Source organism: Pseudomonas trivialis (assembly GCF_036864995.1).
Taxonomy (GTDB): Bacteria; Pseudomonadota; Gammaproteobacteria; order Pseudomonadales; family Pseudomonadaceae; genus Aquipseudomonas; species Aquipseudomonas trivialis.
The window spans coordinates 3839244-3854055 of the sequence record NZ_CP142151.1; the positions used below are offsets into that span (position 1 = coordinate 3839244).

At 61.4% G+C, this 14812-nt stretch carries 13 protein-coding genes; 4 read left to right on the forward strand and 9 right to left on the reverse strand.

Features of this window, described 5'->3' with window-relative positions; all coding sequences use genetic code 11:
• Nucleotides 1–15: 15 nt before the first annotated feature.
• Nucleotides 16–3486 carry a NahK/ErcS family hybrid sensor histidine kinase/response regulator gene (locus VRB54_RS16720; RefSeq protein ID WP_338478055.1) on the forward strand — a complete coding sequence of 1157 codons (3471 nt, stop codon included), beginning with the start codon at nucleotides 16–18 and terminating at the stop codon, nucleotides 3484–3486.
• 124 nt (nucleotides 3487–3610) lie between these two features.
• On the opposite strand, the gene rmuC is transcribed toward VRB54_RS16720, so the two are convergent.
• Together rmuC and VRB54_RS16730 are read right to left on the reverse strand one after the other, a co-directional pair.
• Nucleotides 3611–4975: a DNA recombination protein RmuC gene (gene rmuC / locus VRB54_RS16725; protein WP_338481122.1), complete on the reverse strand. Its 1365-nt coding sequence runs from the start codon at nucleotides 4973–4975 to the stop codon at nucleotides 3611–3613.
• Nucleotides 4976–5150: 175 nt separating this feature from the next.
• Nucleotides 5151–5474, reverse strand: a complete 324-nt coding sequence (locus tag VRB54_RS16730) for a sel1 repeat family protein (protein ID WP_338478056.1) — start codon at nucleotides 5472–5474, stop codon at nucleotides 5151–5153.
• Between the two features lie 458 nt (nucleotides 5475–5932).
• Here VRB54_RS16730 and VRB54_RS16735 point away from each other — a divergent pair, with 458 nt between their 5' ends.
• The 3 genes from VRB54_RS16735 to VRB54_RS16745 all read left to right on the forward strand — a co-directional run bounded on the left by VRB54_RS16735 (nucleotide 5933) and on the right by VRB54_RS16745 (nucleotide 8731).
• On the forward strand, nucleotides 5933–6238 hold the full coding sequence (locus tag VRB54_RS16735; RefSeq protein ID WP_338478057.1) for a hypothetical protein: 306 nt from the start codon (nucleotides 5933–5935) through the stop codon (nucleotides 6236–6238).
• 442 nt (nucleotides 6239–6680) lie between these two features.
• Nucleotides 6681–6905 carry a hypothetical protein gene (locus tag VRB54_RS16740; RefSeq protein WP_003175353.1) on the forward strand — a complete coding sequence of 75 codons (225 nt, stop codon included), beginning with the start codon at nucleotides 6681–6683 and terminating at the stop codon, nucleotides 6903–6905.
• 548 nt (nucleotides 6906–7453) lie between these two features.
• Nucleotides 7454–8731, forward strand: a complete 1278-nt coding sequence (locus VRB54_RS16745) for an OmpP1/FadL family transporter (protein ID WP_057010350.1) — start codon at nucleotides 7454–7456, stop codon at nucleotides 8729–8731.
• Between the two features lie 65 nt (nucleotides 8732–8796).
• Here VRB54_RS16745 and VRB54_RS16750 read toward each other — a convergent pair whose 3' ends face one another.
• From VRB54_RS16750 to cobU, 7 genes are all read right to left on the reverse strand, one after another.
• On the reverse strand, nucleotides 8797–9348 hold the full coding sequence (locus VRB54_RS16750) for a glutathione peroxidase (protein WP_338478058.1): 552 nt from the start codon (nucleotides 9346–9348) through the stop codon (nucleotides 8797–8799).
• Nucleotides 9349–9499: 151 nt separating this feature from the next.
• Nucleotides 9500–10708, reverse strand: a complete 1209-nt coding sequence (locus tag VRB54_RS16755; protein WP_057010348.1) for an MFS transporter — start codon at nucleotides 10706–10708, stop codon at nucleotides 9500–9502.
• A 54-nt stretch (nucleotides 10709–10762) separates the two neighbouring features.
• On the reverse strand, nucleotides 10763–11167 hold the full coding sequence (locus VRB54_RS16760) for a MarR family winged helix-turn-helix transcriptional regulator (protein WP_338478059.1): 405 nt from the start codon (nucleotides 11165–11167) through the stop codon (nucleotides 10763–10765).
• Nucleotides 11168–11209: 42 nt separating this feature from the next.
• Nucleotides 11210–11938, reverse strand: a complete 729-nt coding sequence (locus VRB54_RS16765) for an adenosylcobinamide-GDP ribazoletransferase (RefSeq protein ID WP_338478060.1) — start codon at nucleotides 11936–11938, stop codon at nucleotides 11210–11212.
• A gap of 2 nt (nucleotides 11939–11940) precedes the next feature.
• Nucleotides 11941–12516: an alpha-ribazole phosphatase family protein gene (gene cobC, locus VRB54_RS16770; RefSeq protein ID WP_338478061.1), complete on the reverse strand. Its 576-nt coding sequence runs from the start codon at nucleotides 12514–12516 to the stop codon at nucleotides 11941–11943.
• Complete coding sequence (gene cobT, locus VRB54_RS16775) at nucleotides 12513–13568, reverse strand: nicotinate-nucleotide--dimethylbenzimidazole phosphoribosyltransferase (RefSeq protein ID WP_338478062.1); 1056 nt, start codon at nucleotides 13566–13568, stop codon at nucleotides 12513–12515. The genes cobC and cobT overlap by 4 nt, the downstream gene beginning before the upstream one ends.
• Nucleotides 13565–14086: a bifunctional adenosylcobinamide kinase/adenosylcobinamide-phosphate guanylyltransferase gene (gene cobU / locus VRB54_RS16780; RefSeq protein ID WP_338478063.1), complete on the reverse strand. Its 522-nt coding sequence runs from the start codon at nucleotides 14084–14086 to the stop codon at nucleotides 13565–13567. The genes cobT and cobU overlap by 4 nt, the downstream gene beginning before the upstream one ends.
• Nucleotides 14087–14812: the final 726 nt, after the last annotated feature.

Consider the following 14812-nt stretch of genomic DNA (forward strand, 5'->3'; position numbering starts at 1 on the left):
GTGCTCGGAGTTAACATGACGCTGTCCAGCGGGCTGATCGCCGCCGTTGCCCTGGCCTATATGGCCATTATGTTTGCCATCGCCTTCTACGGTGACCGCCGCCGCGCGCCATTGCCACCACGTGTGCGCGCCTGGGTGTACAGCCTGTCGCTGGCGGTGTATTGCACCAGCTGGACGTTCTTCGGCGCCGTCGGCCAGGCGGCCGAACAGCTGTGGGCATTCATCCCGATCTACCTGGGCCCGGTGCTGTTGCTGGTACTGGCACCCTGGGTGCTGCAAAAGATGGTGCTGATCAGCAAGCAGGAAAACATCACCTCCATCGCCGACTTTATCGCCGCCCGTTATGGCAAATCCCAGTCGCTGGCCGTGGTGGTTGCGTTGATCTGCCTGGTCGGCGTGCTGCCGTATATCGCGCTGCAACTCAAAGGCATCGTGCTCGGGGTCAACCTGTTGATCGGCTCTGGCGCCGACACCACCGGCACCCGCGCCCAGGACACGGCGCTGGTGGTTTCACTGGTGCTGGCGCTGTTCACCATCGTCTTCGGCACCCGCAACCTCGACGCCACCGAACACCACCGAGGGATGGTGCTGGCGATTGCATTCGAGTCGCTGGTCAAGTTGTTCGCGTTTCTTGCGGTCGGCGCGTTTGTGACCTACGGCTTATATGACGGTTTCGACGACCTGTTCAGCCAGGCGATGCTCGCGCCCCGGCTGGAGGAATACTGGAAAGAGACCATCAATTGGCCGTCGATGGTGGTGCAGACGGGTGTGGCCATGATGGCGATCATCTGCCTGCCGCGGCAGTTCCACGTCACGGTGGTCGAGAACATCGACCCGCAGGACCTGCGCCTGGCCAAGTGGGTGTTCCCGGCGTACCTGATCCTCGCCGCACTGTTTGTGGTGCCGATTGCCCTGGGCGGCAAAATGCTGCTGCCCGGCTCGGTGTTGCCCGACTCCTACGTGATCAGCCTGCCCCTGGCCGAAGCTCATCCGGCGCTGGCGGTATTGGCGTTCATCGGCGGCGCCTCGGCCGCCACCGGCATGGTGATCGTGGCCAGCATCGCGCTGTCGACCATGGTTTCCAACGACATGCTGCTGCCCTGGCTGCTGCGCCGCTCCAGCGCCGAGCGGCCGTTCGAAGTGTTCCGCCACTGGATGCTCTCGGTGCGCCGGGTCAGCATTGTGATCATCCTGCTGCTGGCCTATGTCAGCTATCGGCTGCTGGGCTCCACCGCCAGTCTGGCCACCATCGGTCAGATCGCCTTTGCCGCCGTGACCCAACTGGCGCCTGCCATGCTCGGCGCGTTGTACTGGAAGCAGGCCAATCGGCGTGGCGTGTTTGCAGGCCTCGCGGCGGGCACGTTCCTGTGGTTCTACACCCTGGTCCTACCGGTGACCGCGAAAAGTCTCGGTTGGTCCTTCAGTATTTTCCCCGGCATGACCTGGCTGCATTCGCACCCGCTGGGGTTGTCCGTCACCTCGCTGACCCTCGGCACGGTGTTTTCCCTGGCAGGCAACTTCACTCTTTTCGTGTGGGTGTCGATGTTGTCGCGCACCCGGGTTTCCGAGCATTGGCAGGCCGGCCGCTTTATCGGCCAGGAGACCAGCCAGCGCGCCAGCGCGCGCTCCATGCTGTCGGTGCAGATCAGCGACCTGCTCAGCCTGGCGGCGCGTTTTGTCGGTGAGGAACGCGCGCAGCAAAGCTTCATCCGCTTCGCCTATCGCCAGGGCAAGGGCTTCAACCCCAATCAGAATGCCGACAATGACTGGATCGCCCACACCGAACGCCTGCTGGCCGGGGTACTCGGCGCCTCGTCGACGCGGGCAGTGGTAAAAGCGGCCATTGAAGGTCGGGACATGCAGCTTGAGGACGTCGTCCGCATCGCCGACGAAGCCTCGGAAGTGCTGCAGTTCAACCGGGCTCTGTTGCAAGGCGCCATCGAGAACATCACCCAGGGCATCAGCGTGGTCGACCAGTCGCTCAAGCTGGTGGCCTGGAACCGCCGTTACCTGGAGCTGTTCAATTACCCGGACGGGCTGATCAGCGTGGGCCGGCCGATTGCCGACATCATTCGCTACAACGCCGAACGCGGCCTGTGCGGCCCGGGCGAGGCCGAGGTACATGTGGCGCGACGCCTGCACTGGATGCGCCAGGGTCGTGCGCACACCTCCGAGCGTCTGTTTCCCAATGGCCGGGTGATCGAGCTGATCGGCAATCCGATGCCGGGCGGCGGCTTTGTCATGAGTTTCACCGATATCACCGCTTTCCGCGAAGCGGAGCAGGCACTCACCGAAGCCAATGAAGGCCTCGAACAACGGGTGACCGAGCGCACCCATGAACTGTCGCAGCTCAACCTGGCACTCACCGACGCCAAGGGCGTGGCCGAGTCTGCCAGCCAGTCGAAAACCCGCTTTCTCGCGGCGGTGAGCCATGACTTGATGCAGCCCTTGAACGCCGCACGCCTGTTCTCCGCAGCCCTCTCCCATCAGCACGACGGCCTGTCGAGCGACGCCCGGCAACTGGTGCAGCACCTGGACAGTTCGCTGCGTTCGGCTGAAGACCTGATCAGCGACCTGCTGGATATTTCGCGTCTGGAAAACGGCAAGATCAACCCGCAGCGTCAGCCGTTTTTGCTGAACGAACTGTTCGACACCCTCGGCGCCGAGTTCAAGGCGTTGGCTCAGGAGCAAGGCTTGCGCTTTCGTCTGCGCGGCAGCCGTCTGCGGGTCGACAGTGACATCAAGCTGCTGCGGCGGATTTTGCAGAATTTTCTGACCAACGCGTTCCGTTATGCCGAAGGCCCGGTGCTGCTGGGCGTACGACGGCGTCGTGGGGAATTGTGCCTGGAGGTGTGGGACCGTGGCCCGGGCATTCCGCTGGATAAACAGAAGGTCATTTTCGAGGAGTTCAAGCGCCTGGACAGCCACCAGACCCGCGCCGAGAAAGGCCTGGGTCTGGGCCTGGCGATTGCCGATGGCTTGTGCCGGGTGCTGGGCCACCGCCTGAGCGTGCGCTCCTGGCCGGGCAAAGGCAGCGTGTTCAGCGTGCGCGTGCAATTGGCGCGCAATCAAGCCAGCCCGCCGCTCAAGGCGCCGCAGGAAACCGGCCAACCGCTGAGCGGCGCGCGCGTGCTGTGCGTGGACAACGAAGACAGCATCCTGATCGGTATGCGCAGCCTGCTGACCCGGTGGGGCTGCGAAGTATGGACCGCCGCCGACCGGGCGCAATGCGCCGTCTTGCTCGCCGACGGCGTACGCCCGCAACTGGTGCTGGTGGACTATCACCTGGACCACGGCGAAACCGGCACCGAGCTGATGGGCTGGTTGCGTGCGCAGCTGGCCGAGCCGATTCCCGGCGTGGTAATCAGCGCCGATGGTCGTGCAGAGACAGTGGCCGAAGTTCACGCAGCGGGGCTGGACTACCTGGCCAAACCAGTTAAGCCGGCTGCGTTGCGGGCCCTGCTGAGCCGGCACCTGCCGCTGTAAGCCTGCTCCAATCGGTCAAAATGTGGGAGGGGGCTTGCTCCCGATTGCAGTCGCTCAGCCAACCAAAACGTAGCTGACCCGCCGCTATCGGGAGCAAGTCCCTCCTACATTGAGTGCTGCGTTTTTATTCGGGAACGTGCGCCACGCCATCAGAGTCGGTCATCGCACGTTCGAGCAAATCGGCCGGCAGGCTTTTGCTGGCGCGGGCGCCGAGCAGCCTTAATTGCTCGGTGCGGCTGACCAGATTTCCGCGTCCATCCGTGAGCTTGTTGCGCGCTGCGCTGTAAGCCTTATCCAACTGCTGCAGCCGGTTGCCCACTTCATCCAGGTCCTGGATAAACAGCACGAACTTGTCGTACAGCCACCCGGCCCGTTCGGCGATCTCCCGCGCGTTCTGGCTTTGGCGCTCCTGCTTCCACAGGCTGTCGATCACCCGCAATGTGGCGAGCAAGGTGGTGGGGCTGACGATCACGATGTGGCGGTCGAACGCTTCCTGGAACAGGTTGGGCTCGGCCTGCAAGGCCGCCGAAAAAGCCGCCTCAATCGGCACGAACAGCAGCACGAAGTCCAGGCTGTGCAAGCCCTCCAGGCGTTTGTAATCCTTACCGGCCAAGCCTTTGACGTGATTGCGCAGCGACAGCACATGCTGCTTCAACGCCGCCTGGCCGATCACCTCGTCATCCGCCGCCACATACTGCTGATAGGCGGTCAGGCTGACCTTCGAGTCGACCACCACCTGCTTGTCGCCGGGCAACATGATCAGCACATCCGGCTGGAAGCGCTCGCCGTCCGGGCCCTTGAGGCTGACTTGTGTCTGGTACTCGCGGCCCTTCTCCAGGCCTGCATGCTCCAGCACGCGCTCAAGGATCAACTCGCCCCAGTTGCCCTGGGTTTTCTGGCCCTTGAGGGCGCGGGTCAGGTTGGTGGCTTCGTCCGACAGGCGCAGGTTCAATTGCTGCAGGCGTTCAAGCTCCTTGGCCAGGGAGAAACGTTCACGGGCTTCATTCTGGTAGCTTTCTTCAACGCGCTTTTCAAAGGACTGGATGCGCTCCTTGAGCGGATCGAGCAGCTGACCGAGGCGTTCCTGGCTGGTTTCGGCGAAACGCTGCTCACGCTCGTCGAAGATCTTCCCGGCCAGCTCAGCGAATTGCGCACGCAGCTCATCCCGGGAACCTTGCAGGTCGGTGAGGCGTTGCTGATGGCTGTCCTGTTGCTCGCGCAGCTCGGCGCGCAAGGCGGCCGCCAGGGCGTCGAGGCGGCGCAGTTCGGTTTCCTTGGCGCTGCGGTCGAGATTCCAGGCGTGGGCGGCATCGCGGGCATTATCGCGGTCGATCTGCAGCAGTTCGACCTCGCGACGCACGGCCGCCAGATCCGCCTGCTTGGCCGCGTTGGCGTGGCTCAAGTCGCTGATCTCATCGCGGCTGGCATCCAACTGGGCGGCAAGCCCTTCCTGGGCCAGTTGCGCGGTGGCCAGTCGTTCTTCGAGCAGCTCCCAGCCGGTGGTGCGCGCAGTCAGGCGCCGCTGAAGCTGCCAACACAGCGCCAATAACGGCACCGCAGCGCCCGCGAGGCCCAGCGCGAGGCTGGTCCAGTCAAAAGCCATAACCATGTTTGCCGTCACCGAAAAAGACCAAGGTTAACCAAGCGCAGGGCAGGAGGACAGCTCAGTCTTCGACCTGGCCCAATTCGCGCAGGGCACGGCGATCGCCGGCGCGGGCGGCCAGGCGCAGCAGGTCGTGGCCGATGCGACGGTCGCGGGCATTCCCGCATTCCCGGCACATGAGCTGGCCCAGGCGACTCTGCGCGGCCACCACCCCTTCGCGGGCCGGCTGCTTGAGCAAGCGCCCGGCGAAGTGCTTGACGTTGGTGTGATGCCCCAGGCGCGGACTGTCGAGTAGCCACAAGGCGACCTTCAGGGAGAAGCGCCTGGGTGCGGTAACAGTCTGGGAGGTATCGGTAACAGAAGATGATACTGAGCGAAACTTCATAAAGCACTGTGGGACAGATCGGAAGGCGCGCCACTCTACTCTTTTTTTCGTTCAGGTAAAGCTGAAATAAACCTGCACGCCCGAGCTAGAGCAAGCGCCTGGGACAATCCACAGAAGCTGTGGATAACTCAGTGGACAACCGTGCTTTAACTTGCGCAAAGCCCCATGGAACGGGGGCTGCAGTCAAACTGACGATTTTTTCACCAATAAAAAAAAGCGATGTTTTTCATTGACTTAAATTTTCATTGCAGGCAAATGGCGGCCCCGGAGTGCAAGTGCTGGCAGCACGACACAAGCTGCAACCAATGTGCACAAGTTGCAATCTTCCGGCTATATGAGCGTGGTCTTCTGATTCGTCAACCTGCGCAAATGTTACCGCAGGTGAAAAAGCGGGACTTTTCAAATGCCGTTCCGGTCGCCACACTGCCCCACCTGGCAGCGCATCGGTATACGGATACATGAAAGGAATGCTGTTATTCGCCCTGTTGTTATTGGCCATCTGCGCGACGTCCCTGGGCATCAATGCGGCGCTACCCTCCCCCGACGGCGCACTGTTCGCCATCGCCATTCTGGTGTCCGCAGCGTTCACGGCAGTGAGCCTGTGCATCGAACTGGGTGAAGGCCGGATCAACGACATGGGGGATGTGATGAAGGTGGTCGAAACAGGCCAGTCACTGCGACTGACCCTGGCCACCTACGCACTGGGCTGCTCGCTGGCGGCGGCGATCACGGTGCTGGTGTATCGCGGACTGCTTGGCGGCTGAATGAAGTTTTTTGCCAACGCGCTTTCCTTTCGTGTTTCGATCCATTACTATCCGCGGCGTTAGTACCAAGCTGAAAGTCAATTCTGGTCGAACAAATCCCCTGAACAACGCGGGATCGACCACCTCGATGGTTTCCAGGTATCGCTTGCGACGACACAGCCTTTGAACAAGCAAAGGGTGTCGCGAAGTCTCAATACTCTGACCGAACCAACCTGCAGATTGATCAGGATCTTCACCCCGGGCCCAGAACCTTTGCCCTTGTTGTGTTGCCTGCCCTCCTAAGTACCTACCTGCCAGCCCAAGCGCGCCTAATTATCAGCGCTTCAAACTGGCGGCTTTGTTCCAGTCAGGTTCTTCGTTTGATCAATGGTGATCAACGTTACTGGAACGTTTTAACGTTGCACGGTTCTTAAACCGTGTCATTTGTAGGAACACCCATAATATGAACGCTCAAATCCACACTCAGGATGCCATCCGCACCCTCACCAACGCTTTTGCCCCAATGAACTGCCTGATCATGGCCGCTCGCAAAGGCTGCTTCAGCTTCACCCTGGTCAACGAACACGGCATCGCGCGTCACAGCGAACGCCTGTACCCCGATCAATACTCCAGCGCAGAACCGCTGCAGGCCGTGATCGAGCGTACCCGTCAGGCACTGGTTGCCTGATCGACCCGAGTCGCTGAAACGCAAAAACCCTGTCTGAAAAACAGGGTTTTTTATTGCCCGCGATTTGTACTCAGCGATTTCCACCTCAGTTCGAATAGATATAACCGTTATAACTGAATGAAGAAGATGTTTTAAAAACAGCCTTTTACATCACGAATATCACACTACACTTCAACTCGAGCGGAATGATCCGCTTTCGGCGAGCCTGGGCTTCGATTCATTGCTGCCAAGCCCTCCCCGCTCAGGCTTCGTCGACCATCCCCGCAGATTGAAGCGTGAGTGAAGCTCATCGACGGGTGACACGTATCTGAAAATAAATATTTCATGCTCAAAATGGATTACGCATGTTGAGCAAAGCCCGGTAAACCGGTGTTTCGCCAATGAATCATGAGCCCCCATCGACCGGGGAATTTGCAAGATTCGTCAAATAACGGGAATTATGGTCGGATTGTCCTACAAAACCCCTCTATCTCCTGCATTACAGCCTATAGCGCGATGTTAAATTTATTGATACTTTCCGCAACGGTGATCACCACGGAGTTCTAATAATGAAAAAAGTAATGCTCAAGACCACACTTAGCTTCGCCGTTGCCATGGCCTCCTCCCAACTGTTCGCAAGCGGTTTCGCGCTGAACGAACAGAGCGTCAGCGGGATGGGTACGGGTTTCGCCGGTCGTTCCTCTTCTGCCGATGATGCAAGCACTGTCTACGGCAACCCTGCCGGTATGGCACGCCTGCAAGGCCAGCAGGTCACGGGTGGCGCTGCAGCCATCGACGCCTCCACCGACATCAGCGACGTGAGTGGCCGCTCGCGCGGCAGCAACAAAGGCGATATGGTGCCTTTCACTGGCGTTCCTTTCGGTTTCTACACCAATAAACTCAACGATCAATGGGCGGTCGGCTTCGGCGTCTATGCACCGTTCGGTCTGGTGACCGATTACGAAAGCGGCTTCCAGGGCCGTGGCTTTGGCAGCAAAAGCGAAGTAAAAGTCATCACCTTGCAGCCTACCGTCAGCTACGCCTTCAATGATCGCGTTTCCGTAGGTTTTGGCCCGACCATCAACCGCATCGCCGGCACCCTGGAATCGGACCTGACGCTGAACCCTGCCGCGCCGGACACCAATATCAAGATCAAGGGTGACGACACCGCACTGGGCTTCAACGTCGGCGTGCTGGTTCAAGCCACCGACACCACCCGTGTCGGCCTGACCTATCACTCCAAGGTCAGCTACAAGCTCGATGGCCATACCGAAGTCACCGCACCGACTGCGACCTCGCCGTTCCTGCGCAGCAATCGCTACGATGCGTCGCTGAAGATCGACACCCCTGAGTCCTACGACCTGTCGGTCACCCAGGACCTGACCGACGCGTGGAAACTCTACGCGGGCGCGACCTGGACCCGTTGGAGCCGTCTGAAAGACATCACCGTCGAAAACAAAGGTGTGAGCGGCGCTACCGGCGGTGCACTGGCACCAGCCCTGGTGAGCACCATCAAGGAAGACCAGAACTGGCACGATACCTGGGCCTACGCCCTGGGTACTTCGTACCAGCTGACCAAACAGGTGGTATTGCGTACCGGCCTGACGTTCGACCAATCGCCGACCAACAACACGGATCGCTCGCCGCGCATCCCGACCGGCGACCGCACCATCTTCAGCCTGGGCCTGGGCTACGAAGTGATGCCGAACATGACCGTCGACGTGGCCTACTCCTACCTGAAGGAAGAGGACGTCAAGGTTGCACGCTCCAACCAATTGGCCAGCTACAACGCCAAGTATGAAAACAGTGCCAATGGTTTCGGCCTGGGCATGACCTACCGCTTCTGATTCACGGCGGTATAAAAAAGCCCCGCTCTCCTGCAAGGGAGGCGGGGCTTTTCAATGGGCGCCGATCAGGGTTTGGAGGCGATTGCCTTTTCCACCGCGTCTATCAGCTCCGGGCTGTCGGGCTTGGTGAGGCTGGAAAAGTCGGCGATGACGTTGCCCTGGCGGTCCACCACATACTTGTAGAAATTCCATTTGGGCGCGTTGCTTTGCTGCGCCAGCACCTTGAACAGGTGCACCGCGTCTGCGCCCCTGACCGGCTGCGGCTCGGTCATGGTGAACGTGACGCCGTAATTCACATAGCAGACCTTGGCGGTCTCCTCGCCGGTCTTGGCTTCCTGCTTGAAGTCGTCGGACGGCACGCCGATCACTTCCAATCCCTGACCCTTGTAGCGTTGGTACAAGGCTTCGAGACCTTTGAATTGCGGCGCGAACCCGCAGAAGCTCGCGGTATTGACGATCACCAGCGGTTTACCGGCAAAACGCTGGCACAGATCGATGGATTCTTTCGCACGCAACTTGGGCAGTTGCCCTTCGAGCAACGGCGGACACTCGGCAGCCATCGCCGCCCCGCCAAAAGCCGCCATCAACACGGGAACTGCAAGCCAGCGCATGTGCATGTGGAAATGTCCTATAAAAAATTCAGAGCCCGAACTTAACAGATCGACATACCCAGTTGCATCAACGCCAGTCCTCCACGTTGCCAGCCCCACCAGGCCATCAGCAACAGGACGATGCCTGCGACGATCACCAACGACCTTGCTGTCCCGCTCATGCTGCCTCCATCTGCGCCTGCAGCCTGGCCACCGGCCGCTCGCGCACCGGCCAGTTCAGGCCTGCAGCGATCAGGCTCAGCACAATTGCCACCTGCCAGATCAAATCGTAGTTGCCGGTATGATCATAGACCACCCCGCCCAACCAGCCGCCGAGGAACGAGCCGAGCTGGTGAAACAGGAACACGATCCCACCGAGCATGGAGAGGTTTCGCACACCGAACAGCGTCGCGACCGTGCCATTGGTCAGCGGCACGGTGGACAGCCACAGGAACCCCATGGCCATGCCGAACAGGTACGCGCTGACCTGGGTCACCGGCGCCCACAGGAACAGCGCGATCACCACCGCACGCAACAGATACAACCCCGTGAGCAGGCGCGGCTTGGACATGCGCCCGCCGAGCCAACCGGCGGTGTAGGTGCCGAAGATATTGAACAGGCCGATCAACGCCAGCACGGTGGTGCCGACCGTGGCCGGCAGATGCTGGTCCACAAGATAAGCGGGCAAATGCACGCCGATGAAGACCACTTGAAAACCGCAGACAAAGAAGCCAAAGGCCAGCAACCAGAAACCGGAGTGGGAACAGGCTTCCCGCAACGCTTCACGCAGGGTCTGCTGGCCTGCCAGTACCGGCAGCGGCCTGTCCTTGAGCATGCTGACCAGCGGCAGAATCAGCGCCACCATCAAGCCCAGTGCCAACAACGCGGCCGACCACCCCAGCCAACTGATCAGACCCAGCGTGCCCGGCACCATGGCGAATTGGCCAAAAGACCCGGCGGCGCTGGCAATGCCCATGGCCATGCTGCGTTTTTCCGGGGCCACCGCACGCCCGACCACACCGAGGATCACAGAAAACGAAGTGCCGGACAGACCGATGCCGATCAACAGACCCGCGCTCAACGACAGCGACCACGCCGAATCGGACAAGCCCATCAACACCAGGCCCACGGCGTAAAGAACGCCGCCGACAAACACGGTTTTGGTCGCTCCGAAACGGTCAGCCAGGGCCCCGGTGAACGGCTGTGCCAGACCCCAGATCAGGTTTTGCAGGGCTATGGCGAAGGCAAAGGTTTCACGACCCCAGCCGAATTCGGCGCTCATCGGCGACAAAAACAGACCAAAGCCATGACGCACGCCCAAAGACAACGCCAGGATCAGCGCACTCCCCACAAGAACCCAGCCACTGGTGCGCCACATCGAGGTCATTTCTTATTCTCCGCTCGCGGGTATATACCCGCTTGTCATCGAACGAACCCGCCCTCAGGCGAGTTCGTCCAGCAAGGCCAACAGGGTTTCGCGCTTGTCGGCGCCCAGTCGGTCAATCAGTTTCTGCTGTGCCGCTTCCCAGGCCGGCAACGCGGCAGCCAGCCTTTGTGCACCGGCTTCGGTCAACATCACCAGACGGTTTCGCAGGTCGCTACCCTCGACCAACTGCACCAGGCCTTCGCATTCCAGCACCCGCAGATTGCGCCCCAGGGTGCTGCGATCCAGACCCATGGCATCGGCCAGGCTGGAAATGCTCGGCTGATCCAGCCGCTGCAGGTTGCACAGCAGTGAATACTGGGCAACGTTGATCCCGAAGCCGTCGAGGGCGCCGTCGTAGTGCCTGCTGACGCCACGAGCGGCGCGACGCAGGTTGATACATAAACATTGGGAGGCAAGCATGGAGCGTGTATATACCCGCGATTGAGCAAATGCAAGAAAGTGTTACAAAGCCAGCCCGACCAGCACCGCCACTTCCAGCAGTTCCAGCATGGCGCCGGCCGTATCGCCGGTGGTGCCGCCGAGCCGCTTGACCATCAGCCGGCGCAGGCCGATAAAGCACGGCGCTGCGAGCAGCACGGCGATGCCGCCACTGAAACCACCGATCAGCAGGCAGGCCAAACCGCTGAGGATCAGCACCTGCTGGCCCACCACGCGCGGTAAATGATCTGACAAGGCCTGGCCCAAACCCCCTGCCCGCACATAGCGCGTGGTGAGAAACAGCGCCAGCATCGAGGCGCGTCCGATCAGCGGCGCCAGGATCAAGGCCGCACCGTTGTGCTGCTCGATCAGGGCGACCAACGCCGCGAACTTGAGCAGCAACACCAGGCCCAGGGTTACCACGGCAATCGGCCCGCTGCGCGGGTCTTTCATAATGCTGAGCGTACGCTCGCGGTCGCCGAAGCCACCGAGCCAGGCATCCGCACTGTCTGCCAGGCCGTCCAGGTGCAGGCCGCCACTGAGCAATACCCACGCAGTCAACAGCAGCGCGGCGTGCAGCAACAGCGGTGCGCCCATCAACAGACTGTTCAAGCCCCACAGCAGCAACCCGAACAGCAAACCCACCAGTGGATAAAACAGCAACGACCGCCCCAGCTCCTGGGGTTGCGGCATGCCCGGCAAGCGAATCGGCAGGCTGCTCAGAAATTGCAGGGCGATCCAGAACGGCAACATGATCAGATGTCTTCCTTCAATACACCGTCTGCGCCGACCCGCAGGCTGAACAGCCCGCCGTGGCCGACTTCGACGTTCAGCAACTGCTCGCGGGGCAGGCCGCGCGCGCGGGCCAGCAGTAAACGCATCACCCCGCCGTGGCTAATCAACAGCACACGCTCACCGGCATAGGCCTGGTGCAGGCGTGAGATGGCGCCAAGTACGCGGTCGGAAAAATCGCTGACCGGCTCTCCCTCGGGTGGGGTGAAGTTATACGGATCGGCCCAGAACAGGCCCAGGCCTTCGGCATCGGTTTGCATCAGTGCCGCCGCGCTCTGCCCCTCCCAGGCACCGAAGTGCAGCTCCTGCAGGTCTTTTTCCAGGCTCACCGGCAGGTCGAGGCGTGCACCCAACTCCTCGGCAAAACGCGCACACCGTTGCAGCGGCGAACTGATTACGCGGTCCCAGGGCCCCTGCTCGACCACGGCGGCGCGCATCTGCGCCCAGCCGTTGGCGGTGAGCGCGTCATCCAGACTGCCGCGCAGGCCGCCGCCCAATTCGGTTTCACCGTGACGCAGCAAGTCCAGGTGCAAGGTCATGCAGGACGGTCCGCCACGGCCGCTTCGGCGAAGGTCGCCATCTGCCCGTGCAGCGCGCAGGCCAGGCGCAACAGCGGCACCGCCGTTGCCGCGCCACTGCCTTCGCCCAGGCGCAGGCCAAGGTCCAGCAATGGCTGGGCGTCGAGGCTTTGCAGCACGTGGCGATGCCCTGGCTCGGCGCCACGATGGCCAAACAGCAGCCAGTCGCGGCACGCCGGGGTCAGATGCGTGGCAACCAGCGCCGCGACGGTGCAGATAAACCCGTCCACCAGCACCGCGACGCCCTCCTGGGCACAGGCCAGATATGCGCCGACCAGCGCCGCGATCTCAAACCCGCCAAGGTTGAACAGCGTCTGCAGCGCATCACCGCGTTGCCCGGCGTGCAGCGCCAGCGCGCGCTCGATAACGGCCACTTTGTGGCTGACACCCTGGGCATTGAGCCCCGTGCCCGGGCCGGTCAGGTCTGTCACCGGGCAATCGAGCAAGGCACACGCCAACGCACTGGCGGCGGTGGTGTTGCCGATGCCCATCTCGCCGCCGATAAACAATTGCGCGCCGCTCTCCAAGGCGCGCAGCACGCTGTCGCGGCCAGCTTGCAACGCTTGCCTGCCCTGGACGGCAGTCATCGCCGGGCCACTAACGAAATTCGCCGTGCCTGCGCCGAGATTCAAATGACGCACGCCGGGCAGTTTCAACGCGGGCGTGACGGTGCCGAGGTCGACCACTTCCAGCTGTGCATGCAACTGGCGCGCCAACACACTGATGGCCGCGCCGCCGCTGACAAAGTTATGCAGCATCTGCCCGGTCACTTCCTGGGGAAAAGCCGATACACCTTCGGCGACCACGCCATGATCCCCGGCGAAGATCGCGATCCACAGCCGATCGACCGACGGTTTGACCCGTCCCTGCAACCCCGCCAATTGCACCGCCAGCGCTTCCAGCTGGCCAAGGGAACCGGCCGGCTTGGTCAATTGCTGCTGGCGTGCCAGGGCTTGTTCGTACGCCGAGGCGTCAATCGCCTTACATGGGTTGAGCCACCAGGTGTCACTCATAACGCAGTACCTTTCAAAGTCAGGGGCAGGCCGGCGACGGTCAGGACAACACGCTGACAACGCTCGGCCAGGGCTTGATGCAGCCAACCGGCTTCATCCACATAGCGGCGAGTCAATTCGCCCAGCGGCACGACACCCAGACCGGTCTCGTTGCTGACAAAAATGATCTGCCCCGGCAGCGAGGCCAGGGTGTCCAGCAGTTGTTCGCGCTCGAACGCCAGGCGCCCTGCGTCCTCGAGCATCAACAGGTTGGTCAGCCATAGGGTCAGGCAGTCCACCAGCAGGCAGCGATCCACTGCCGCGTTATCGCGCAGGACACGCGCCAGCTCAATGGGCTCTTCGATCAAACCCCAATGCTTGGGTCGACGCTGGCGATGCAAGGCAACCCGCTCATTCATTTCACCGTCCAGCGGCTGGCTGGTGGCGATGTAAATGACCGGCAAGCCACTGTCGCTGGCAAGCTTTTCGGCAAGACGGCTTTTGCCGGAGCGGGCGCCACCGAGAATCAGTTCAAGCATGGATGGCACCTTCGGTTGGCTGAAATTGTCTGGCTGTCAGGCCGCCATCGCGGGCAAGCCCGCGCCCACAGAAAAGCACATCAGCTTTTGAGCTGGCTTTTGATTTTGCTTTTGATCTCAGGCGCCCCGTAAAACCACGCTGGCCGAACGCAGGTTTGAATCCGTGGGCAACCCGGCAGGACGCCGGGTTAGCCGCGCTGGGCCATGGATGGCCCATCGTGGCGGCCCCCGGATTCAAGCCTGTGTTCGGGCACACCGAGCCTAAGCGAGGTGCCGAGTGGTGGGGCGAGAGCCTTTTGGTTACTTTTGGGCTCTTCCAAAAGTGACCCGCTGTAAGAGCGGAACCATAAGCAGCCGTTACCGCAGCAACGGATATGTACACTGAAAAACCGCCATCGGGAGCAAGCCCCCTCCCACATTTGGAACGCGGCGCTTCAGTTGAATAGTGACCGGCTGTCAGGCCGCCATCGCGGTCAAGCCGGCAGCCACAGAAAAGCACATCAGCTTTTGAGCTGGCTTTTGATTTTGCTTTTGATCTCAGGCGCCCCGTAAAACCACGCTGGCCGAACGCAGGTTTGAATCCGTGGGCAACCCGGCAGGACGCCGGGTTAGCCGCGCTGGGCCATGGATGGCCCATCGTGGCGGCCCACGGATTCAAGCCTGTGTTCGGGCACACCGAGCCTAAGCGAGGTGCCGAGTGGTGGGGCGAGAGCCTTTTGGTTACTT

Coding starts and splice junctions, on each gene's coding strand:
- VRB54_RS16765 (WP_338478060.1), bottom strand. CDS start 11,938: ATGTTGCCGTTCTGGATCGCCCTGCAATTTCTGAGCAGCCTGCCGATT.
- VRB54_RS16740 (WP_003175353.1), top strand. CDS start 6,681: ATGAACGCTCAAATCCACACTCAGGATGCCATCCGCACCCTCACCAAC.
- cobC (WP_338478061.1), bottom strand. CDS start 12,516: ATGACCTTGCACCTGGACTTGCTGCGTCACGGTGAAACCGAATTGGGC.
- VRB54_RS16760 (WP_338478059.1), bottom strand. CDS start 11,167: ATGCTTGCCTCCCAATGTTTATGTATCAACCTGCGTCGCGCCGCTCGT.
- VRB54_RS16755 (WP_057010348.1), bottom strand. CDS start 10,708: ATGACCTCGATGTGGCGCACCAGTGGCTGGGTTCTTGTGGGGAGTGCG.
- VRB54_RS16750 (WP_338478058.1), bottom strand. CDS start 9,348: ATGCACATGCGCTGGCTTGCAGTTCCCGTGTTGATGGCGGCTTTTGGC.
- cobU (WP_338478063.1), bottom strand. CDS start 14,086: ATGCTTGAACTGATTCTCGGTGGCGCCCGCTCCGGCAAAAGCCGTCTT.
- cobT (WP_338478062.1), bottom strand. CDS start 13,568: ATGAGTGACACCTGGTGGCTCAACCCATGTAAGGCGATTGACGCCTCG.
- VRB54_RS16735 (WP_338478057.1), top strand. CDS start 5,933: ATGAAAGGAATGCTGTTATTCGCCCTGTTGTTATTGGCCATCTGCGCG.
- VRB54_RS16730 (WP_338478056.1), bottom strand. CDS start 5,474: ATGAAGTTTCGCTCAGTATCATCTTCTGTTACCGATACCTCCCAGACT.
- VRB54_RS16745 (WP_057010350.1), top strand. CDS start 7,454: ATGAAAAAAGTAATGCTCAAGACCACACTTAGCTTCGCCGTTGCCATG.
- VRB54_RS16720 (WP_338478055.1), top strand. CDS start 16: ATGACGCTGTCCAGCGGGCTGATCGCCGCCGTTGCCCTGGCCTATATG.